The following is a 19,670-nucleotide window of genomic DNA, read 5'->3' as shown; positions in this document are numbered from 1 at the left end:
TTTGCAATTTACGGCGGGGGGAGGGCGTTCTGTATTGTCCACGAGGACAGGTGGCGTGATGAATGCCACGCGGATGCGCAGGCAGCGCGAAGCTCGGATGGCTGAACGCATCGGTTCAGTCATCCAGCGATGGTTTGAGGCGGGAATCGGTGGGGGCACCGAACCGGGCGGTTCGGTGCAGGGCGCGATGGGGCCTGCGCTCAGCGTACGCCGTGGACGCGCAGGGCGAGCTGCAGGCGATCGGAGAGGTCGAGCTTTTCGAAGACGGCCTTGAGGTGGGCCTTGACGGTGCGCTCGGTGATGCCAAGGGCCAGGGCAATGGACAGGTTGCTGTCACCGACGGCAGCCAGCTGGGCGACTTCGCGCTCGCGCTCGGTGAGCGGCGTGGCCCAGTCGGCGAGGCCGGTGCGGGGCAGGCGCGTATCCACCAGCCGCAGCAGGCGCGAGAGCAGGGCGCGGCCGACCCACAGTTCGCCGCTGGCGATCACGTCGAGGGCCTGACGCAGGGTGTCGGCGGGTGCGTGGGAATGGCAGTAACCGCTGGCGCCGGCGTTGAGCACGGCGAGGCCTTCGTCGTCGTCGGGGGTCGACGAGGCGGCCAGAATGGCGAGCCCGCTGGCGTTGCGCTGCCAGGCCGGGCGCGTCCAGACGGGCGCGGTGCCGCCCCGGGCGCAGCCCAGGTCCACGAGCACCAGCCGGTGGCCGGCGGCACGCCAGGCGTCGAGCCCGTCGATGCCGCGGGCGCGTAGCGGGGATGGGGCGAGATCCTGCCAGCGCTGGGCGAGCAGGTCGTCATCGGTGATGAGGAGGAGCGGTTCGGCAGTCATGATCGGGGTGGTCAGGGTCTCAGCGCTCGGTGAGCGCGTTGGCCTTGGCCCGCAGGACAGGTTTCATCAGATAGCTGAGGAGCGATTTCTTGCCGGTGAGGATGTCCACCTCGGCCACCATGCCGGGGATGATGGGCATCTGCGCGTCGCCAATGGTGCTGCGGGTGGTGCGCACCCGCACGATGTAGAAGGCGTTGCCCTTTTCGTCGGTGATGGTGTCGGCACCAATCTGTTCGAGGGTTGCCTCGAGGCCGCCATAGATCGAGAAATCGTAGGCGGTGAACTTCACCAGCGCCGGCTGGCCAGGGCGCAGGAAGGCGATGTCCTTGGGCTGGACGCGGGCTTCGAGGAGCAGGGCGTCGTCGCTCGGGACGATCTCGATGATCTCCTTGCCGGGCTGCACCACGCCGCCCACGGTGTTGGCGAAGAGCTGCTTCACGGTGCCGTTCATCGGTGCGCGAATCTCGGCCTGCTTGACCCGGTCGGCGAGGCCTTCGCTGCCGGCCGACAGCGCGGCCAGCTTGGCGTTGGTTTCGGAGAGCTCGCTGCGGGCCTGGTTACGCAGGTTGAGCTCGACTTCCTCGATCTTGCGCTGGGCTTCGGAGATGGCGGCCTGGATGCGCGGGATCTGGGCGCCGGCGGCGTCCCGCTCGCCCCGGTAGCGGGCCACGTCACGCTCGAGGCGCAGGAGCTCGACCTCGGACACCGCGCCGGTCTTGGCGAGCGGGCGGGTGACTTCGAGTTCTCTCGCGGTGAGGCTGTAGCTCTGGGTGGCCTGCTCGCGCTTGGCGGTGAGCTCGTTGAGCTCCTGACGGCGCTGGGAAAGCTGCTGGCGGGCCACGCCGACGGCGGCGTCGAGCTCGAGCCGCTTGTTTTCGTAGGCGCTGCGTTCCTGCTCGACGAGATCCGGCGCTTCCTTGATGAGTTCGGGCGGCGGCACGAAGGCCTTGCCGCTGGCCACCGCGGTGAGGCGCGCGGACTTGGCGAGGAGGGCGATGTACTGGGCGCGGTTCTCCCGCAGGGACGACACGAAGCGGGTCGGGTCCACCTTGAGGAGGAGCTGGCCGGTCTTCACCTGCTGGCCTTCCTTGACGAGGATTTCCGAGACGATGCCGCCGTCGAGGCTCTGCATCACCTGCACCTGACGCGACGGAATCACCTTGCCCTCGCCGCGGGTGACTTCGTCGAGCTGGGCGAAGGCGGCCCACACGATGAGGATGATGACGGCCGCGAAGGTGAGGATCACGGCGATGCGGCTGCCGCGCAGCTTTTGCTCGGACATGGCCCATTCGGCGTCGGCCATGTAGTCGGAGTCGTCGTGGATCTCTTTCTTCTCGACGCCGTCGAGGATGCGGTCGAAGGTGCGCGAGGCGCGTTGATAGAGCGCGTTGTAGGCGGGCTGGAAGAGGGCGGCGAGACGCAGGAAGAGGGTTTTCATGGTGTCACCCCGCCCGTCCGATGCGGCCCTGCTGCAGGGCTTCGACCACCTGGGCCTTGGGCCCGTCGGCGACGATCTGGCCCTGGTCGAGGACGATCAGCCGGTCGACCAGATCGAGCAGCGAGGTGCGGTGGGTGACGAGGACGATCGTCTTGCCGGCGGCAAAGCGGCGCAGGCGCTGCTTGAGGCCTTCCTCGCTCTGGTGGTCCATGCTGCTGGAGGGTTCGTCCAGCAGCAGCACCGGTGGGTCGTTGAGCACCGCGCGGGCGATGGCCACGGCCTGACGCTGGCCGCCGGAGAGGGATTCGCCCCGCTCGCCGATGGGCATCTCGAAGCCTTGGGGGTGGGTGTTGGCGAACTCGCGCACACCGGCCAGATCTGCCGCGGCGAGGATCGCGCTGTCGTCGGCAAAGGGCGCGCCCATCGCGATGTTCTGCTTGAGGGTGCCGTAGAAGAGGGTTACGTCCTGGGGCACGAAGCCGATGGCGCGGCGCAGCTCGGCGGGGTCGATCTGGCGGGAGTCGATGCCATCGACCAGCACCGCGCCCTCGGTGGGCTGGTAGAGGCCGAGGATCAGCTTTTCGATGGTGGTCTTGCCGGAACCGATGCGGCCGATGATGGCGACCTTCTCGCCGGCCTTGAGGCGGAAGCTGATCTTCTTGAGCACGGCCTGGTCGCGGCCGGGGTAGCAGAAGCTCACGTCCTTGAACTCGATGTCGCCGGTGAAGCTGGGGCGATGCACGAAGCTGGCGCCCTCGGGGCGTTCGACCGGCAGGTTCATGTGGGTGCCCACCGAGGCGAGGGAGGTGCGGGCGTTCTGGTACTGCATCATCAGCCCGGCCACCTGGCCCAGGGGGGCCATCGCGCGGCCGGAGAGCATCGACGCGGCGATGATACCGCCCATCGACATGTTGCCTTCCGAGAGCTCATACACCCCGACGATGATCACCGCGATGTTCACCAGCTGCTGCATGAGCTGGGCGAAGTTGACCGTGCCCGAGGAGAGCAGCTTGAGCCGGCCGCTGACCTGGGCGATGAACAGGGTGGCGCGTTCCCACTGGCGCTGGACGCTGCTTTCGGCGCCGAGGGTCTTGAGGGTTTCGAGGCCCACGAGGCTTTCGACCAGCGTGGCGTTGCGCTGGGCGCTGGCCCGGTAGGTGGTTTCGGTGAGTTCGTGCATCTTGTCCTGGGCGACCAGGGTGACGAACAGCACGGCGAGCATGCCCACCAGCGGTGGCACCAGCAGCCACGGGGAGATCCAGGTCATCACGACCAGGAAGAGCAGCACGAAGGGCAGATCGATCAGCGTGGTGACGGTGGCCGAGGCGATGAAGTCGCGCACGCCTTCGAAGGCGCGCAGGTTGGCGGCAAACGAGCCGACCGAGGCTGGACGTGCGTCCATCCGCAGGCCGAGCACGCGCTCCATGATGCGGGCCGACAGCTGCACGTCGATGCGCTTGCCGGCGGTGTCCACGATGTAGGCGCGCAGGGTGCGCAGGCAGAAATCGAAGCCGAGCACGAGGATCGCCCCGACGGCCAGCACCCACAGGGTTTCGACCGCGTGGTTGGGCACGACCCGGTCGTACACCGTCATCGAGAACATCGGGATGGCGAGCGCGAACAGGTTGACCACCAGCGCCGCCAGCAGCGTGTCGCGGTAGAGCCGCCAGTTCTCGAAGACGGTGCCCCAGAACCAGTGGGTCGAGCGCACGGCCTTGACCTGAGGTGCGCGGGCCTCGAAGCGGAAGCGCGGGCGGACGAAGCACACCAGCCCGGTGTAGAGGGCGGCGAGCTGTTCGCCGCTGAGGATGTCGGCGGATTCGCCGGCCTCGGGGAAACGCACCCGGGCGCGGCCATCCGGCAGGCGTTCGAGCAGGATGCAGGCGCGGCGGTCGTGGAGCAGCAGGATTGCCGGCAGCAGGCTGGGGGTGATCGCCTCGACGGGCTTGCGCACGATGCGGGCGGAGAGCCCGGCGCGGGCCGCAGCCCGGGGCAGCAGGGACGGCGTGAGGCAGTTATCGACCAGCGGCAGGCCGGCGGAGAGTGCTGCGCCGGTGAAGGGATTGCCGTGGATCTGGGTGAGGATGACCAGCGCGTCGAGCAGGGGGTCGTCGTGGGTGATCGTCACGCCCGGATGCCAGTCGGCATCGACGGGGGCAGGGCCGCCTGCTTGGGCGGCGGAAGAAGCGGAAGGTGCGGCGTCGGTCATCGGCACAATCGTAAATGGGGTCGTTTCTCGACCAGGCAAGGGGCTTGCCGTGCCTGGGCAGATCGCCGGGGATGCCGGCGGACGTCCGGATTGTAGGGATAACGGGCGAGGGCGGGGGAACTTGAGCCTTCAGGCGTCCGATGCCGGACGGTTTTGCGGGGCATGCCGGGTGGTGCTACCGGGCCCCTGGCGGGCCCGGCGGGGTGGGGCGTCAGATGATGTCGCTGGGCCCGAGGAGATCGAGACCCTGGCGCAGGCGCGCCCGGGCGCCCTTGCGGGCCAGCAGCTTGCGCTGGGCGTCGGGCGGTAGATCGGTGAGGCGCAACAGGCCTCGGTCGATCAGCACGTCCACCACGTCCTCGATGACGCGGATGAGGTCGGCATCGAGGCGGGCGAAATCGCCCGAGCCGGTGAGGGCGGCGGTGTCCGGGTGGCCGAGGGGGAGCTCTTCCTCGTGGCCGGGGCCGGCCTCGGTGAAGAGGGCAACGACCCGACCGGTGGCATCGCGTTGGACGTAGGGCATGGCGGCTCCGGGGTTGGAGGACGGACGGTCTCAGGCCGCGGGCGTCTGGAGTTCCTTGGGCAGCGGGAAGGTGATGCGCTCGGGCACGCCCTCGAGGGCGCGGACGGACGCGGCACCCAGCGCCTTGAGGCGGGCGATGACGGATTCGACCAGCACTTCCGGCGCCGACGCGCCGGCGGTGACGCCGATGCGGCGCTTGCCGACGATCCAGACCGGATCGATGGCCTCGGCGTTGTCGATGAGGTAGGCGGGCACGTTGAGGAGCTCGGCCACTTCACGCAGACGGTTGGAGTTGGAGCTGTTGACCGAGCCCACCACCAGCACCAGATCGGACTGGGGCGCCATGAACTTAACGGCGTCCTGGCGGTTTTGCGTGGCGTAGCAGATGTCGTCCTTCTTGGGGCCGACGATGTTCGGGAAGCGCTCGCGCAGGGCCGTGACGATGGCGCCGGCGTCGTCCACCGAGAGGGTGGTCTGGGTGACGTAGGCGAGCATGTCCGGATTGGCGACGACGAGGCCCGCCACGTCGGCGGCGTTCTCGACGAGGTGGATGCCGTCCTTCACCTGGCCCATGGTGCCTTCGACTTCCGGGTGGCCCTTGTGGCCGATCATGATGACTTCGCGGCCCTGGTCGCGCATGCGGCCGACTTCGAGGTGCACCTTGGTGACCAGCGGGCAGGTGGCATCGAACACGCGCAGGCCGCGGGCGTCGGCCTCGGCGCGCACCGACTGGGGCACGCCGTGGGCGCTGAAGATCACGGTGTTGCCGGCGGGCACGTCGGAGAGGTCTTCGATGAAGATGGCGCCCTTGGCGCGCAGGCCTTCGACGACGAAGCGGTTGTGGACGACTTCATGGCGCACGTAGATCGGTGCGCCAAACTGGGCCAGCGCCCGTTCGACGATCTCGATGGCACGTTCGACGCCGGCGCAGAAACCGCGGGGATTGGCGAGCAGGACTTCCATGGCTTTCCTCGTGTCGCTCAGTTGACGCCGATGATCTGGACTTCGAAGCGGATCGCCTTGCCGGCCAGCGGGTGGTTGAAGTCGATGGTGGCGTGGGTGTCGCCGACTTCGCGGATCAGGCCGGGGTAGCGGGTGCCATCGGGGGCGGTGAACTCCATGATGACCAGCGGTTCGACGGCGGCGCCATCGGGGAAGTCTTCGAGGCGGACCTTCTCGACGAGGTCGTCGCGATAGGCGCCGAAGGCTTCGTCGGGCTGCAGCAGGAAAGTGTGGTGTTCGCCCACGGCGGTGCCGGCGAGGCAGCGCTCGAGGGTCGGCAGCAGATCGCCGCGGCCCAGGTGCATGGTGGCCGGCGTGGTCTCGAAGGTGCTGATGAGCGACTGGCCGTTGTCGAGGGAGATCCGGTAGTGGAGGGTGACAAGGCTGTCGGGCTGGACGATCTGGGTCATGAAAGTTTCTCTTGGATGGGGGCGTGGCGGCTTTCGCGGAACTGGGCGACGAGCATCAGCGTGACACCCACGCAGATGGCCGAGTCCGCCACGTTGAATGCCGGCCATCCGTAGCGGCCGACGTGGAAATACAGGAAGTCGACCACCGCGCCGAACACGAAGCGGTCGATGACGTTGCCAATGGCGCCGCCGATGATGAGCGAAAAGGCCAGCGGCTGCAGGAACTCGTGCTGATGCCGGGCGAGGAGGCGCAGCAGCCAGCCGCAGATGACCGTGGCGAGGGCGACGAAGAACCAGCGCTGCCAGCCGGCCTGATCAGCCAGAAAGCTGAACGCGGCGCCCGGATTGAAGGCCAGCACCAGATCGAACCAGTCGGTGACGTGGATGACCTCGCCGGTGCGCAGCTCGCCGCGCACCAGATGCTTGGTCAGTTGATCCACGAGGACGACGATGGCCGACAGGCCGATCCAGTTGCCGAGGCGAAGTTTCAAGGGCGGGGCTCCAGGCTTTCGGGTTGTGGGGTCAGGCGGCGCTGCGGGCTTCGCCGGCACCGTGCAGATTGGACGTGCAGCGGCCGCAAAGTTCCGGATGCGCGGCATCGTGGCCGACATCGGCGCGGTAGTGCCAGCAGCGGTCGCACTTGGCGTGGGTGGACGGGGTGACGACGATGGCTTCGGCGGCTTCGTCGGCGGCCTTCACCAGGGTGGTCTTCGAGCAGATCAGCACGAAGCGCAGGTCGTCGTCGAGGCTGGCGAGCAGGTCGTAACGGCCGCCCGCGGCGCGGATCTCGACTTCGGCCTGCAGGGACGAGCCCACCTGGCCGGCAGCGCGCACGGCTTCGATTTCCTTCTGCACGTCGGCGCGGATGGCGCGGATGGCCGTCCATTTGTCGAGCAGGGTGTCTTCGCCTTCCTGGGCCGGCAGGGTGTGGAAGGTGTGCAGCATCACGCTGTCGTCGGCGTCCTTGCCCAGCAGCAGCCAGATTTCCTCAGCCGTGAAGGAGAGGATCGGCGCCATCAGTTTGACCACCGACTGGAGGATGTGCCACAGGGCGCTCTGGGCGGCGCGACGGGCGGTGGAGTTGGCCTGGGTGGTGTAGAGGCGATCCTTGAGGATGTCGAGATACACCGCGCCGAGGTCTTCAGAGGCGAAGTTCTGCAGCGCTTGGACGACACGATGGAACTCGAAGCGTCCGTAATCGGCCTCGGCCTGGGTCTGTAGTTTGCGGGTCAGCGCCAGCGCGTAGCGGTCGATCTCCAGCCACTCCTCCACCGGCAGCATGTCGGCCTGCGGGCTGAAGTCAGCGGTGTTGGCGAGCAGGAAGCGCAGGGTGTTGCGGATCCGCCGGTAGGATTCGACCACCCGGTCGAGAATCTCCTTGGACATGGCGAGCTCGCCCGAATAGTCCGTCGAGGCAACCCACAGGCGGAGGATTTCGGCTCCCATTTTTTCAGTGACTTCCTGGGGCAGGATGGTGTTGCCCAGGGACTTGCTCATCTTGCGGCCTTGCTGGTCGACGGTGAAACCGTGGGTCAGCAGCGCCTTGTAGGGCGGGTGGCCGTCGATGGCGCAGCCGGTGAGGAGCGACGAGTGGAACCAGCCGCGGTGCTGGTCGGAGCCTTCGAGGTACAGGTCGGCGCGCGGGCCGGTGGCGTGGCCGTCATTGTGGGAGCCACGCAGCACATGCCAGTGGGTAGTGCCGGAGTCGAACCACACGTCCAGCGTGTCGCTGATCTTTTCGTACAGGGCGGCTTCGTCACCCAGCAGCTCGGCGGCGTCGAGCTTGAACCAGGCGGCGATGCCTTCCTGCTCGATGCGCTTGGCGACTTCTTCCATCAGCTCGACGGTGCGCGGGTGGAGTTCGCCGGTCTCGCGGTGGAGGAAGAACGGGATCGGCACGCCCCAGTTACGCTGGCGCGAGATGCACCAGTCGGGACGGTTGGCGATCATGGCGTGCAGGCGGGCCTGGCCCCAGGACGGGAAGAACTGGGTGGCATCGACGCCGCCAAGGGCGAGCTCACGCAGGCTGGGGCCGCCGTTGGGCTTGATATCCATGCCTACGAACCACTGGGCGGTGGCGCGGTAGATCAGCGGCGTTTTGTGGCGCCAGCAGTGCATGTAGCTGTGGCTGATCTTTTCGTGGGAGAACAGCGCGCCCACTTCCTGCAGCTTTTCGACGATGACCGGGTTGGCCTTCCAGATGTGCAGGCCGCCGAAGAAGGGCAGGGATTCGGCATAGACGCCGTTGCTCTGCACCGGGTTGAGGATGTCGTCGTTGGTGAAGCCGTTGGCCTTGCAGGAGTTGAAGTCGTCCACGCCATAGGCCGGGGCCGAGTGGACGATGCCGGTACCGGCATCGAGGCCCACGTAGTCGGCCACGAAGACCGGCGAGACGCGGTCGTAGAACGGGTGGCGGAAGGTGATGTGGTCGAGCTTGTCGCCGTTGGTCCTGGCGACGACGGTGCCTTCGAGGCCGAAGCGCTTGAGGCTGGATTCGGTGAGCTCGGCCATCAGCACCAGCAGGCCGCGGGGGGTGTCCACCAGCGCGTATTCGTGCTCGGGATGCACGTTGAGCGCCTGGTTGGACGGGATCGTCCAGGGCGTGGTGGTCCAGATGACGGCGTAGGCGTCCTTGCCGGCGGGAAGGGCGGCGAGGCCGAAGGCGGCAGCGAGCTTTTCGGGCTCGGCGCACACGAAGCCCACGTCGATGGCGGGGCTCTGCTTGTCCTGGTATTCAACCTCGGCCTCGGCCAGCGCGGAGCCGCAGTCGAAACACCAGTTGACGGGCTTCAGGCCCTTGAAGACCCAGCCGCGCTTGACCATCTCGGCCAGCGCCCGCACTTCGCCGGCTTCGTTGGCGAAGTTCATGGTCAGGTAGGGGTTGTCCCAGTCTCCCAGCACACCGAGGCGGATGAATTCCTTCTTCTGAACTGCCACTTGTTCGGTGGCGTAGGCCCGGCACAGTTCGCGTACCTTATCGGCGGGCAGACCCTTGCCGTGGGTGACTTCGATCTTGTGCTCGATGGGCAGGCCGTGGCAATCCCAGCCGGGCACGTAAGGTGCGTCGAACCCGGCCAGTGTCTTGGACCGGACGATGATGTCCTTGAGGATCTTGTTGAGGGCATGGCCCAGGTGAAGGTTGCCGTTGGCGTACGGGGGGCCGTCGTGCAGGACGAACTTCGGGCGGCCGGCCGAGGCCTTGCGGATCTTCTGGTAGAGCTTCTTCTGCTGCCAGTCGGCGATCCAGCCCGGCTCGCGCTTGGCGAGATCGCCCCGCATGGGGAAGGGAGTGTCGGGCAGGTTGAGGTCGTTGCGCTTCTGGGACATGGTTCTATGCGGCCTGTGGAATTCAGAGAGGATTCTGGGCGAAGTAGGCGCGGGCCTCGTCGGCGTCGCGGGCGATCTGGGCGGTGAGGGCGTCGAGGCTGTCGTAGCGCTCCTCATCGCGCTGCTTGCGCAGGAAATTGACGCGCAGGTGGGCGTCGTAGCATTCGGTGTTCCAGTCGAAGAGATGCACTTCGAGGCTGGGCCGGCCGGCGTCGTTGATGGTGGGGCGCACGCCGACGCTGGCCACGCCGGGCCACGGCTTGTCGGCGAGGCCTTCGACGCTGACGGTGTAGATGCCCATCAGCGGCGGGCTGCGGTGCTTGAGCTGAATGTTGGCGGTGGGAAAGCCGATGGTGCGGCCGATCTTGTCGCCGTGGAGCACGCGCCCGCTGATGCTGTAGGGCCGGCCCAGGAGGCGGGCGGCGTGGGGCATGTCGCCTTCGGCCAGCGCCGCGCGCACCGCAGAGCTGGAAACTCGCTCGCCTTCGTGGTCGACGGTGTGCATGGCCTCGACGGTGAAGCCGACCTGTTCGCCCACGCTGCGGAGCATCTCGAAGTTGCCGGTGCGCCCCTTGCCGAAGCGGAAATCGTCGCCAATCAGCAGGTGACGTACGCCGAGACCCTGGATCAGCACGTCTTCGATGAAGGCCTCGGCGGTGAGGCCGGCGAAGCGCTGGTTGAAGCGGGCGATGTAGAGGCGGTCGACACCCCGGGCTTCGAGCAGCTGGATTTTCTCGCGCAGGGAGGTGAGGCGCCGGGGGCGGTTCTCGTGGGCGAAGTATTCCCGCGGGTGGGGCTCGAAGGTCATCACCGCAGCGGGCAGACCGGTGGCCAGCGCCTTGGCGGAGAGCTTCGCCAGCAGCGACTGATGGCCGCGGTGCACGCCATCGAAGTTGCCGATGGTCAGCACGCAGCCATGTTGGGCTCGCTCGGGGATTCCACGGAAGACCTGCATGGACGGATTTCGGGCAAAGGGGCGATTATAGCGGCAAGGCGCCGGCCGGCGAAGCCGGCGCCCGAGCGGGCGTCAGGCGCCCTGGCCGGCGCGCTCGCGGTGGAAGCGGGCGACGTAGTCGGTGAGAGTGCCGCTGGCGATGGCGTCGCGCAGGTCGCGCATCAGTTGCTGGTAGTAGTGCAGGTTGTGGATGGTGGCGAGCCGCGCGCCGAGGATCTCGTTGAGGCGGTTGAGGTGGTGCAGGTAGCCCCGCGAGAAGTTTCGGCAGGTGTAGCAGTCGCAGGTCTCGTCGAGCGGGCGGGTGTCGGACTTGTGGCGCGCGTTGCGGATCTTCACGTCGCCGTGGCGGGTGAACAGCCAGCCGTTGCGGGCGTTGCGGGTGGGCATCACGCAGTCGAACATGTCGATGCCGGCCTGCACCGCGAAGACGATGTCTTCCGGCGTGCCCACGCCCATCAGATAGCGGGGCTTGTCCTTAGGCAGGCGCGGCGCGGTGTGATGCAGGATGCGCTGCATGTCGTCCTTGGGCTCGCCCACCGACAGGCCGCCGATGGCGTAGCCGTGAAAACCGATCTCCTCGAGCCCGGCGAGGGATTCGTCGCGCAGGTTTTCAAACATGCCGCCCTGGACGATGCCGAAGAGCGCGTTGTTGTTCTCGAGGCGGTCGAACTCGTCCCGCGAACGACGCGCCCAGCGCAGCGACAGGCGCATGGAGTCGGCCGCCTGGGTGACGGTGGCGGGGTAGGGCGTGCATTCGTCGAAGATCATCACCACGTCGGAGTTGAGCACCTTCTGGATGCGCATGGATTCCTCGGGGGTGAGGAAGAGCTTGTCGCCATTGACCGGCGAACTGAAGCGCACGCCTTCCTCGGTGATCTTGCGCAGGGCGCCCAGCGAGAACACCTGGAAGCCGCCGGAGTCGGTGAGGATGGGGCCGTCCCAGGCCATGAACTGGTGCAGGCCGCCAAAGGCTTCCATCACCTCCAGGCCCGGGCGCAGCCACAGGTGGAAGGTGTTGCCCAGGCAGATCTGGGCGCCGATGTCGCGCAGGTCCTGCGGCGAGATGCCCTTCACCGAGCCATAGGTGCCCACCGGCATGAAGGCAGGCGTATCGACGGTGCCGTGGTTGAGGGTGAGGCGGCCCCGACGGGCGCCGCCGTCGGTGGCGAGGAGTTCGTATTTCATTCGGGGGTCCGGGTCAGGAACATGGCGTCGCCGTAGCTGAAGAAGCGGTAGCGCTCGGCGATGGCGTGGGCGTAGGCGCGGCGGATGGTGTCCATGCCGGCAAAGGCGGAGACCAGCATCAGCAGCGTGGATTTGGGCAGGTGGAAGTTGGTGATCAGCGCATCGGCCACGTTGAAGTGGTAGCCCGGCAGGATGAACAGGTCGCTCTCGGCCTCGCCGGCGACGGCCTGGCCACCCTTGGCGCAGGTTTCCAGTGCCCGCATGCTGGTGGTGCCGACGCACACCACGCGTTTGCCGGCGGCCTTGGTGGTGGCGATGGCGTCGACGGTGGCCTGGGGTACGAAGTAGGCCTCGGTGTGCATCTTGTGTTCGGACAGATCGTGGACGCGCACCGGCTGGAAGGTGCCGGCGCCCACGTTCAGCGTCACGAAGGCGCTATTCACGCCCATCTGGGCGAGGCGTGCGAGGAGTGGTTCGTCGAAGTGAAGGCCGGCGGTGGGTGCGGCGACCGAGCCCGGGTTCTTCGCGAAAACCGTCTGGTAGCGGGATTCGTCGGCATTGCCGGCGGCGCGCTCGATGTACGGTGGCAGGGGTAGGCGCCCGTGCCTTTCGAGCAGCACGACGAGATCCTCGCCAGCCGGGAAGCGCAGGTGGAAGAACTCGCCGGCGCGGCCGAGCACTTCGACTTCAAGCGCGCCTTCGAGCATCAGCCGGGTGCCCGGCTTGGGCGACTTGCTGGCGCGCACCTGGGCGAGGGCTTCGTGGGCGCCCAGCGGGCGCTCGATCATCACCTCGACCTGGCCGCCGGTGTCCTTGGTGCCGAACAGGCGGGCGTGGATCACCCGGGTGTCGTTGAAGACCAGCAGGTCACCCGGGGAAAGCAGGGCGGGAAGATCGGCAAAATGCAGGTCGGCCAGCTGCGGGCCAACCTGGAGCAGGCGGCTGTCGGTGCGGCGGTCGAGGGGAGCCTGGGCAATCAGTTCCTGAGGGAGCGGGTAATCGAAATCGTCTAGGGTCCAGGCCATGAGTCTTGGGCGAGTTGATGCAATAAGCAGATTCGTAGATAATGCGCGGCTTCCCATGCCGGGATGGCGGAATCGGTAGACGCAGCGGATTCAAAATCCGCCGCCGCAAGGTGTGTGGGTTCGAGTCCCACTCCCGGCACCAATAAAATCAATGGGTTAGAAAATTGTAGCAAAAAACGGGCTGGTTTTTCCGTTTTTGGTGCAAATTTGGCCCGATTGGTTTCTGCATGTCCTGATTTTCCCTTCTGTTGCTCCCGGATTAGCCGCCATGGCCCTCGACCCCCAAGCCCAGGCCCTGCTTGCCATGATTTACCGCGTCGGTGCGCCGCGTTTTCACGAGCTGGATACGCATCAGGCCCGACGTTCCTTCGAGAAGCTTCAAGGCACCTTTGGGCCCGAAGCCCGTGCCGTGTCGTCGGTGACCGAAGTGCCGATTCCAGCGACCCACGCGAAGGATGGCGTGATCATGGCGCGGCTTTACCGGCCGCTTTCGGCCGGTCCGGACGAGATCCTGCCGGTGGCTTTCTATTTTCACGGTGGGGGCTGGTGCATCGGCGACGTGGCGAGCTACGACGGCCTGTGCCGCGAGTTGGCCCATCTCAGTGGCGTGGCCGTGCTGTCGGTGGATTACCGGCTGGCGCCTGAACACCCTTTTCCGACCGCGGTTGAGGATGCGCTGCGTGCCGTGACCTGGAGCCTCGCCAACGCGGCCTTGCTGGGGATCGACCCGAGCCGTTTTGCGCTGGCCGGCGACAGTGCCGGTGGCACGCTGAGCGCCGTCACCGCCCTTCAGTTGCGTAACGCCAACGGCCCGCAGGCGGCGCTGCAGCTGCTGATCTACCCGTGCACCGACATCCTCAGCCAGCGCCCGTCCCGGCGCGAGTTTGCCAGCGGCTACTTCCTGGATACCGAGAGCCTCGCCTGGTTCTTTGAGCGCTACCTGCCGAATCAGGACGACTGGAATGATTGGCGTGCGTCGCCGATCAACGCCGGGCGTTTCGATGGCCTGCCACCGGCGACCTTCATCCTCGCCGAATGCGATCCGCTCACCGATGACGGCAAGGCCTACGCGGCGCTGCTGGGCGAGGCCGGCGTGCCAGTGGCAGTGCATGAGTTCGAAGGCATGGTCCACGGCTTCTTCTCGCTGGGAAAGTATTTTCCGCAGGCGGTGAAGGCGGTGGAGCGGGCAGGGGATGCGCTGAGGGCGGCGCTGCTGGGGTGAGGTTCTGGCTGGGCGGCGTGTCCTGCCTGCGTCAGCCTAGATGCAGACGAAGCTGACCACGTGGGGGCTGCTGGAGCAGCTGCGGCCGAGGGCAAACTGGCCGCGGCCCCGCAGGACGACTTCCTCGCGAGACAGCAGGAACTCCCGTTCGCCTTCGATCTGAACGAAGGTGCCGTTGCTGCTGCGGTCGATGAGCACGAACTTGTCGCCACGCAGTTCGATCTCCGCATGGCGCCGCGACGACTGGGTGTCGCCCACGACCAGATCGGCTGCCGGATCGCGCCCGATGCGGGCGCTCGGTCGGGTTGAATTGAGCACCAGAGATGTCGAATCGAGATAAAGGCGTAGCTCCGGCTCGGTGTCGAGCAGGAAGTGATCGCTCTGGACGATGGTGAGTTCGCCCACCGCTTCGCACATCAACTCACACAGCTCCACCGGGCGGGTCACGCCGCGAATCACCCGGGGCGGCAGGGCGTGCAGCACCGACCGCCATTCGGGCCCGAGCCGGCGGGCGGTTTCGCTCGAAGTGATGGCCTTGCCCGGCGACGCGAGTTCGGCCAGGCGGGCGGCGAAATTGACGGTGTCGCCAAACACGTCGGTCCCGCTGGCGACGACGGCCCCGAAGTGAAAACCGATGCGCACGGCCAGGCGTTGCTGCTCGGCGGTGCTGGGGAGTTCCTTCAGGGTCTGGTGGATCGCCAGGGTGGCGTCGGCAGCGCTGTCGGCATCGCTGAAGACGGCCATCAGGCCGTCGCCGGTGTGCTTGACGACGCGGCCACGCTTGGTTTCGACGGCGATCCGCATGGCGCGGATGCTGCGGTCGACAACCTCGAACGCCGAAGTGTCACCCACGCGCTGATATAGCTGTGTGCTGCCCACAAGATCGGCAAACAGTACAGCGCATTCCTTGGCGGGGTGAGAGGAGTCCGACATCTGATAGTGGTTGGCTAGCGAGCCGTGATTTTAGCGGACTACGTGACTTTTTCCGCACACCGGAAGGTAACAAATTTTGCCCCCATCTGTCGCGCCGCCTGTCGGTCTGAAGCGGGCGGCAGTCGGTTTTGAGGGTTGGATTGAATTTTCCTTGATCTAAACGGCCTCAAGGGGGGCTGTGAGGTGGGATAATGATGTGTTCGGCTACATATTTCGCTTGGCGATCGTCCTTGATGCGTCAGGTCTGTCTGGAAGGAGTTTCATGAAACGAGTTGATGATTTCCGTCTGCGCTTTGGCAAGCAGGAGCTGGTGCCCATCGTGGTTGGCGGGATGGGGGTGGATATCTCCACCGCTGACCTGGCGTTGGAAGTGGCGCGGCTGGGCGGAATAGGTCACATCTCGGATGCGATGGTCAAGACGGTAGCCGATCGCCGATTCAATACCAAATACGTCAAGGAAAAGCTCAAGCTCTACAAGTACAACGTCGAGAACCCCGACAAGTCGGTCGTCCAGTTCGATCTCGGCCAGCTTGCCGAGGCGACCCGCCTGCACGTGGGCAAGACGATGGAGGCCAAGAAGGGCCCCGGCATGATCTTCGTGAACTGCATGGAAAAGCTCACGATGAACGCCCCGAAGGAAACCCTCCGGGTGCGTCTGGCTACCGCGCTGGATGCCGGCGTCGATGGCATCACGCTGGCTGCCGGCCTGCACCTGGGTTCGTTCGCGCTGATCGAGGATCATCCCCGTTTCCGTGATGCCAAGCTGGGCATCATCGTGTCATCGCTGCGGGCGCTGCAGCTTTTCCTGCGCAAGAGCGCGCGCACCAACCGCCTCCCCGACTACGTGGTGGTCGAAGGCCCGCTTGCCGGTGGTCACCTGGGTTTCGGCATGGACTGGGCGCAGTACGACCTGGCCACCATCGTTGCCGAGATCCATGCCTGGCTGATCGCCGAGAAACTCGACATTCCGCTGATCCCGGCGGGCGGCATCTTTACCGGTAGCGACGCGGTGTCTTTCCTCGAAAACGGCGCTGCAGCCGTGCAGGTGGCGACTCGTTTCACGGTCACCACCGAATGTGGTCTGCCCGAGAAGGTGCAGCAGGAGTATTTCCGCGCCAGCGAAGAGAACATCGTCGTGAATCAGGTGTCGCCGACCGGCTACCCGATGCGGATGCTCACCAACAGCCCGGCCATCGGCTCCGGCATCCGCCCGAACTGCGAGGCCTATGGCTATCTGCTCGACGCCAACGGCAGCTGTGCCTACATCCAGGCCTACAACCGCGAAGTCGCGGCTCATCCGGGCGCCAAGCGGGTGTCGGTGATGGACAAGACCTGCCTGTGCACCCACATGCGCAACTTCGACTGCTGGACCTGCGGGCACTACACCTATCGCCTGAAGGACACCACCCGCAAGGCGGAAGACGGCAGCTACCAGATCCTCTCTGCCGAGCACGTCTTCAACGACTATCAGTTCAGCACCGACAACAAGATTGCGCTGCCTGATTGATCTGCGGTTTCCACAATAAAAAACCCGGCCTTGCGCCGGGTTTTTTATTGTCAGAAGAATCGCTTCAAGGCGTCACCCGGAATGTCCATTCCGGTGCTGCGGGCGCGCTTGAGGAGTTCCCAGTAATAACGGTAGGACGCCCGGTCGTGCAGTTTGCCGGCGTGCTGGATCGGACCCCAGTGCTTGTCCTGGGCAGCGATCAGGATGCTCGCCGCCTCTTCGACCTCGGTGAAGTCGGGGCGCATGGCTTCGACAATCGGGATGATCTGGTTCGGGTGAATGCTCCACATGCGCAGATAGCCGAACTCCTTTCGAGCGCGCTCGGCATCGCGGCGGATGTAGGCCAGATCCTTGAGTTCGGTGGTGACGTTGTGGGAGGGCACGACGCCGTTGGCGAGCGCTGCGGCGGTGATGTCGCACTTGGCGCGGATGATCAGCGGATGTTCAAACTGGCCCGGGCTGCGCATCGCGGCGCCGGGAATCGCACCGTGGTGGCCGCTGACGAAATCCATCAGGCCGAAATCGAGGGATTCCACGCGATCCAGCGCGGCGATTTCCCAGGCGTCTCGCAGGGCGCCGTGGGTTTCGATGAGCACATGAACCGGAATCTCCCGTTTGATGCCGTGACGTTCTTCGGCATTGCGGATCGCCTCGATCTGGCGGGCGGCATCGGCGACGCTGCGGGGCTTGGGGATGGTCAGGAAGGCGAGCCGCTCGCCGGCCTGGCCGACCAGGATGTCCACGTCCTGTTCCCAGTGGGCGTGGGTGATGTCGTGGATGCGGGCACCAACGCGGCCGAAGCGGTTGTCGCCGGACATGACGATCTCCGCTGCCATCGCCGCGTGCTCTGCCTCGGCGCCGGCGTGGGCGCCGTCCTCGCAGTCACAGGTGATGTCGAACACCGGCCCGAGCTCGTGCTGAAGGCCCAGGGCCTTACGCATCAGCTTCTCGCTGCCAGCGTAATGGTCGACGGCTGGGAGGATGGGGAAGGGCTTTTCGCCCTGGAAGAGCACGTGGTCGGGATGCGGCAAGGCGGACATGGCGGATACTCGAAGTGATCTGACAGGCGGAGGAGGGTAGCAAAAAACGGCGTGAACGAAAAACGCGGGAGCATTTCTGCCCCCGCGTTCTGACCGGCTGAGAACTGCGGCGATTAGGCCAGCAGATCCTTCACGCCGTCACGCTCTTCGAGCAGCTCGTTGAGGGTGTGGGTCATGCGCTCACGGGAGAACTCGTCGATTTCCAGGCCCTGGACGATCTTGTACTCGCCGTTTTCGGTGGTGACCGGGAAGCCGTAGATGATGCCTTCGGGGATGCCGTAGGAACCGTCGGACGGGATGCCCATGGTGACCCATTCGCCGTTGGAGCCGAGCACCCAGTCACGGATGTGGTCGATGGCGGCGTTGGCGGCCGAGGCAGCGGAGGACAGGCCGCGGGCTTCGATGATCGCAGCGCCACGCTTGCCGACGGTCGGCAGGAACACGTCGCGGTTCCAGGCGTCGTCGTTGATCAGGCCCTTGACGCTGTCGCCATTGGAGGTGACGGCGCGGTAGTCGGCGTACATCGTGGGTGAGTGGTTGCCCCAGACGACCAGGTTCTTCAGGCTGGAAACGTCACGGCCGGACTTGGTCGCCAGCTGGGACAGGGCGCGGTTGTGGTCCAGACGCAGCATGCCGGTGAAGTTCTTGGCATTGACGCGGCCGTACTTGACGGCGATTTCCTTGGCGATGTAGGCGTTGGTGTTGCAGGGGTTGCCCACAACCAGCACCTTGACGCTGGGGTCGGCGTACTGGCCGATGGCGGCGCCCTGAACGGTGAAGATCTTGGCGTTTTCGGTCAGCAGATCCTTGCGCTCCATGCCGGGGCCGCGCGGACGGGCGCCGACCAGCAGGCAGACCTGGGCATCCTTGAAGGCGACATTGGGGTCGTCGGTGGCAATCATGCCGGCCAGCAGCGGGAAGGCACAGTCTTCCAGTTCCATCATGACGCCCTTGACAGCCTTCTGGGCTTGCGGGAGATCGAGCAACTGGAGGATGACGGGCTGATCCTTGCCCAGCATTTCGCCACTGGCGATGCGGAACAGGAGGCTGTAACCGATCTGACCGGCGGCGCCGGTGACTGCGACACGAACGGGGGCTTTTGCCATTATTGAAACTCCCTCTACATAGAAAGTGTTATCGAAACTAATTCACTGCTGATTCGCGCCGCCAGCGAGTCGCCGCGATGCTGATCTTGGGTTGGCGCTGGCGCTGAGCCGGTCAACGTTCGAATCGTAGGAGCATTTGGAAAGGCTGTCAATTTCCTTGTCTTATATCTTATATAAGATATAAGACTGATTATAGACTGTCTTTCGAAAGTGTGTTCAAATACACGCATGCGACACGACTCGCCCACCTTCAGCCCCCTGTACCGTCAGATCAAGAATCTGATGCTTAATGCTTTGGAGTCCGGCGAGTGGCGTCCGGGGCAGGCGATTCCCAGCGAGCAGGAACTCGCCATCCGCTTCAGTGTAAGCCAGGGTACGGTGCGCAAGGCCATTGATGAAATGGCGGCCGAGAACCTCCTGGTCCGCAAGCAGGGCAAGGGCACCTACGTCGCTTCCCATAATGATCCCCGTGCGCTGTTCAGATTCCTCCGGCTGGTTCCCATGGATGGCGATCTCGCACATCCGCAAAGCGTACCGCTTGATTGCTGGAAGGCCAAGGCGGGGAATGAGGCTGCGCGCATGCTGGGCATCGAGCTCGGTGCGCCTGTCACCATCCTGCGGCGTCTGCTGCGTTTTGCCGGAAAGCCGGTCGTGGTGGATGAGATCTATCTGCCGGGTGAGATCTTCCAGGGCCTGACCATGGAGGTTCTGCAGGGCTCGCATGGTTCCCTATATAGTTTGTTCGAAAGCCGCTTCGGCGTGCGGATGATCCGTGCCGAAGAGCGGATTCGTGCGGTTGCGGCCGACCGGATGACCAGCGAAACCCTCAATGTCGCGGAAGGTACGCCGCTGCTGTCCGTCGAACGGGTAACCTACACCTATGGCGATCGGCCGGTTGAATGGCGTCGGGGGCTTTATCTGACGGCGGATCATTATTATCTTAACGAATTGAATTGACGGT

At 65.6% G+C, this 19,670-nt stretch carries 17 protein-coding genes and 1 tRNA gene; 4 read left to right on the top strand and 14 right to left on the bottom strand.

Annotation, left to right across the window (positions count from 1 at the left end; all coding sequences use genetic code 11):
- Nucleotides 1–200 precede the first annotated feature (200 nt).
- From GH681_RS11715 to queA, 11 genes are all read right to left on the bottom strand, one after another.
- A complete protein-coding gene (locus tag GH681_RS11715; protein ID WP_153161662.1) occupies nt 201–827 on the bottom strand; it encodes a response regulator transcription factor in 627 nt (208 codons plus the stop codon).
- Between the two features lie 19 nt (nt 828–846).
- Nucleotides 847–2,265, bottom strand: a complete 1,419-nt coding sequence (locus GH681_RS11710; RefSeq protein WP_153161661.1) for an HlyD family type I secretion periplasmic adaptor subunit — start codon at nt 2,263–2,265, stop codon at nt 847–849.
- 4 nt (nt 2,266–2,269) lie between these two features.
- Nucleotides 2,270–4,474 (bottom strand): type I secretion system permease/ATPase, encoded by a 2,205-nt coding sequence (locus GH681_RS11705; protein ID WP_153161660.1) that lies wholly within the window; start codon nt 4,472–4,474, stop codon nt 2,270–2,272.
- A 211-nt stretch (nt 4,475–4,685) separates the two neighbouring features.
- Nucleotides 4,686–4,997, bottom strand: coding sequence for a hypothetical protein (locus GH681_RS11700; RefSeq protein WP_153161659.1), 312 nt, complete (start codon nt 4,995–4,997; stop codon nt 4,686–4,688).
- Between the two features lie 30 nt (nt 4,998–5,027).
- Nucleotides 5,028–5,960 (bottom strand): 4-hydroxy-3-methylbut-2-enyl diphosphate reductase, encoded by a 933-nt coding sequence (gene ispH, locus GH681_RS11695; protein ID WP_153161658.1) that lies wholly within the window; start codon nt 5,958–5,960, stop codon nt 5,028–5,030.
- A gap of 17 nt (nt 5,961–5,977) precedes the next feature.
- Entirely contained in the window at nt 5,978–6,409 is a 432-nt protein-coding gene (locus GH681_RS11690) for a peptidylprolyl isomerase (protein ID WP_153161657.1), read from the bottom strand.
- Complete coding sequence (lspA, locus tag GH681_RS11685; RefSeq protein WP_228111884.1) at nt 6,406–6,900, bottom strand: signal peptidase II; 495 nt, start codon at nt 6,898–6,900, stop codon at nt 6,406–6,408. The genes GH681_RS11690 and lspA overlap by 4 nt, the downstream gene beginning before the upstream one ends.
- Nucleotides 6,901–6,931: 31 nt before the next feature.
- A complete protein-coding gene (gene ileS / locus GH681_RS11680) occupies nt 6,932–9,736 on the bottom strand; it encodes an isoleucine--tRNA ligase (protein ID WP_153161655.1) in 2,805 nt (934 codons plus the stop codon).
- A gap of 22 nt (nt 9,737–9,758) precedes the next feature.
- Complete coding sequence (locus GH681_RS11675) at nt 9,759–10,691, bottom strand: bifunctional riboflavin kinase/FAD synthetase (RefSeq protein ID WP_153161654.1); 933 nt, start codon at nt 10,689–10,691, stop codon at nt 9,759–9,761.
- A 72-nt stretch (nt 10,692–10,763) separates the two neighbouring features.
- Complete coding sequence (gene tgt / locus GH681_RS11670) at nt 10,764–11,876, bottom strand: tRNA guanosine(34) transglycosylase Tgt (protein ID WP_153161653.1); 1,113 nt, start codon at nt 11,874–11,876, stop codon at nt 10,764–10,766.
- Nucleotides 11,873–12,901 carry a tRNA preQ1(34) S-adenosylmethionine ribosyltransferase-isomerase QueA gene (queA, locus tag GH681_RS11665; protein WP_153161652.1) on the bottom strand — a complete coding sequence of 343 codons (1,029 nt, stop codon included), beginning with the start codon at nt 12,899–12,901 and terminating at the stop codon, nt 11,873–11,875. Before queA ends, tgt begins: the two co-directional genes overlap by 4 nt.
- Nucleotides 12,902–12,958: 57 nt before the next feature.
- On the opposite strand from queA, the gene GH681_RS11660 reads away from it, so the two are divergent.
- Together GH681_RS11660 and GH681_RS11655 are read left to right on the top strand one after the other, a co-directional pair.
- Nucleotides 12,959–13,043, top strand: a tRNA-Leu gene (locus GH681_RS11660).
- 126 nt (nt 13,044–13,169) lie between these two features.
- Nucleotides 13,170–14,123: an alpha/beta hydrolase gene (locus GH681_RS11655; protein WP_153161651.1), complete on the top strand. Its 954-nt coding sequence runs from the start codon at nt 13,170–13,172 to the stop codon at nt 14,121–14,123.
- 36 nt (nt 14,124–14,159) lie between these two features.
- On the opposite strand, the gene GH681_RS11650 is transcribed toward GH681_RS11655, so the two are convergent.
- The gene (locus tag GH681_RS11650; protein ID WP_153161650.1) at nt 14,160–15,056 is read right to left on the bottom strand and encodes an adenylate/guanylate cyclase domain-containing protein; all 897 of its coding nucleotides are present in this window, start codon (nt 15,054–15,056) and stop codon (nt 14,160–14,162) included.
- A 262-nt stretch (nt 15,057–15,318) separates the two neighbouring features.
- On the opposite strand from GH681_RS11650, the gene GH681_RS11645 reads away from it, so the two are divergent.
- Nucleotides 15,319–16,563 carry a nitronate monooxygenase gene (locus GH681_RS11645; RefSeq protein ID WP_153161649.1) on the top strand — a complete coding sequence of 415 codons (1,245 nt, stop codon included), beginning with the start codon at nt 15,319–15,321 and terminating at the stop codon, nt 16,561–16,563.
- Nucleotides 16,564–16,613: 50 nt separating this feature from the next.
- Here the strand turns inward: GH681_RS11645 and GH681_RS11640 are convergent, their stop codons facing one another.
- Together GH681_RS11640 and GH681_RS11635 are read right to left on the bottom strand one after the other, a co-directional pair.
- Nucleotides 16,614–17,603, bottom strand: coding sequence for a CoA ester lyase (locus tag GH681_RS11640; RefSeq protein ID WP_153161648.1), 990 nt, complete (start codon nt 17,601–17,603; stop codon nt 16,614–16,616).
- Nucleotides 17,604–17,716: 113 nt separating this feature from the next.
- The gene (locus GH681_RS11635) at nt 17,717–18,709 is read right to left on the bottom strand and encodes a malate dehydrogenase (RefSeq protein WP_153161647.1); all 993 of its coding nucleotides are present in this window, start codon (nt 18,707–18,709) and stop codon (nt 17,717–17,719) included.
- Nucleotides 18,710–18,937: 228 nt separating this feature from the next.
- Here GH681_RS11635 and GH681_RS11630 point away from each other — a divergent pair, with 228 nt between their 5' ends.
- Nucleotides 18,938–19,666 (top strand): GntR family transcriptional regulator, encoded by a 729-nt coding sequence (locus GH681_RS11630; protein WP_153161646.1) that lies wholly within the window; start codon nt 18,938–18,940, stop codon nt 19,664–19,666.
- Nucleotides 19,667–19,670 lie beyond the last annotated feature (4 nt).

It is taken from the genome of Zoogloea sp. 1C4, from assembly GCF_009469605.1.
Classification (GTDB): domain Bacteria; phylum Pseudomonadota; class Gammaproteobacteria; order Burkholderiales; family Rhodocyclaceae; genus Zoogloea; species Zoogloea oryzae.
This window is presented reverse-complemented; position numbering and strand designations above follow the sequence as displayed.

Excerpts from the sequence above, each read along its gene's own strand:
- GH681_RS11675 (WP_153161654.1), bottom strand. The coding sequence starts at position 10,691 with ATGCAGGTCTTCCGTGGAATCCCCGAGCGAGCCCAACATGGCTGCGTG.
- queA (WP_153161652.1), bottom strand. The coding sequence starts at position 12,901 with ATGGCCTGGACCCTAGACGATTTCGATTACCCGCTCCCTCAGGAACTG.
- GH681_RS11710 (WP_153161661.1), bottom strand. The coding sequence starts at position 2,265 with ATGAAAACCCTCTTCCTGCGTCTCGCCGCCCTCTTCCAGCCCGCCTAC.
- GH681_RS11690 (WP_153161657.1), bottom strand. The coding sequence starts at position 6,409 with ATGACCCAGATCGTCCAGCCCGACAGCCTTGTCACCCTCCACTACCGG.
- GH681_RS11630 (WP_153161646.1), top strand. The coding sequence starts at position 18,938 with ATGCGACACGACTCGCCCACCTTCAGCCCCCTGTACCGTCAGATCAAG.
- ispH (WP_153161658.1), bottom strand. The coding sequence starts at position 5,960 with ATGGAAGTCCTGCTCGCCAATCCCCGCGGTTTCTGCGCCGGCGTCGAA.
- GH681_RS11650 (WP_153161650.1), bottom strand. The coding sequence starts at position 15,056 with ATGTCGGACTCCTCTCACCCCGCCAAGGAATGCGCTGTACTGTTTGCC.
- GH681_RS11715 (WP_153161662.1), bottom strand. The coding sequence starts at position 827 with ATGACTGCCGAACCGCTCCTCCTCATCACCGATGACGACCTGCTCGCC.
- ileS (WP_153161655.1), bottom strand. The coding sequence starts at position 9,736 with ATGTCCCAGAAGCGCAACGACCTCAACCTGCCCGACACTCCCTTCCCC.
- GH681_RS11635 (WP_153161647.1), bottom strand. The coding sequence starts at position 18,709 with ATGGCAAAAGCCCCCGTTCGTGTCGCAGTCACCGGCGCCGCCGGTCAG.
- GH681_RS11700 (WP_153161659.1), bottom strand. The coding sequence starts at position 4,997 with ATGCCCTACGTCCAACGCGATGCCACCGGTCGGGTCGTTGCCCTCTTC.
- GH681_RS11705 (WP_153161660.1), bottom strand. The coding sequence starts at position 4,474 with ATGACCGACGCCGCACCTTCCGCTTCTTCCGCCGCCCAAGCAGGCGGC.
- GH681_RS11640 (WP_153161648.1), bottom strand. The coding sequence starts at position 17,603 with ATGTCCGCCTTGCCGCATCCCGACCACGTGCTCTTCCAGGGCGAAAAG.
- tgt (WP_153161653.1), bottom strand. The coding sequence starts at position 11,876 with ATGAAATACGAACTCCTCGCCACCGACGGCGGCGCCCGTCGGGGCCGC.
- GH681_RS11645 (WP_153161649.1), top strand. The coding sequence starts at position 15,319 with ATGAAACGAGTTGATGATTTCCGTCTGCGCTTTGGCAAGCAGGAGCTG.
- GH681_RS11655 (WP_153161651.1), top strand. The coding sequence starts at position 13,170 with ATGGCCCTCGACCCCCAAGCCCAGGCCCTGCTTGCCATGATTTACCGC.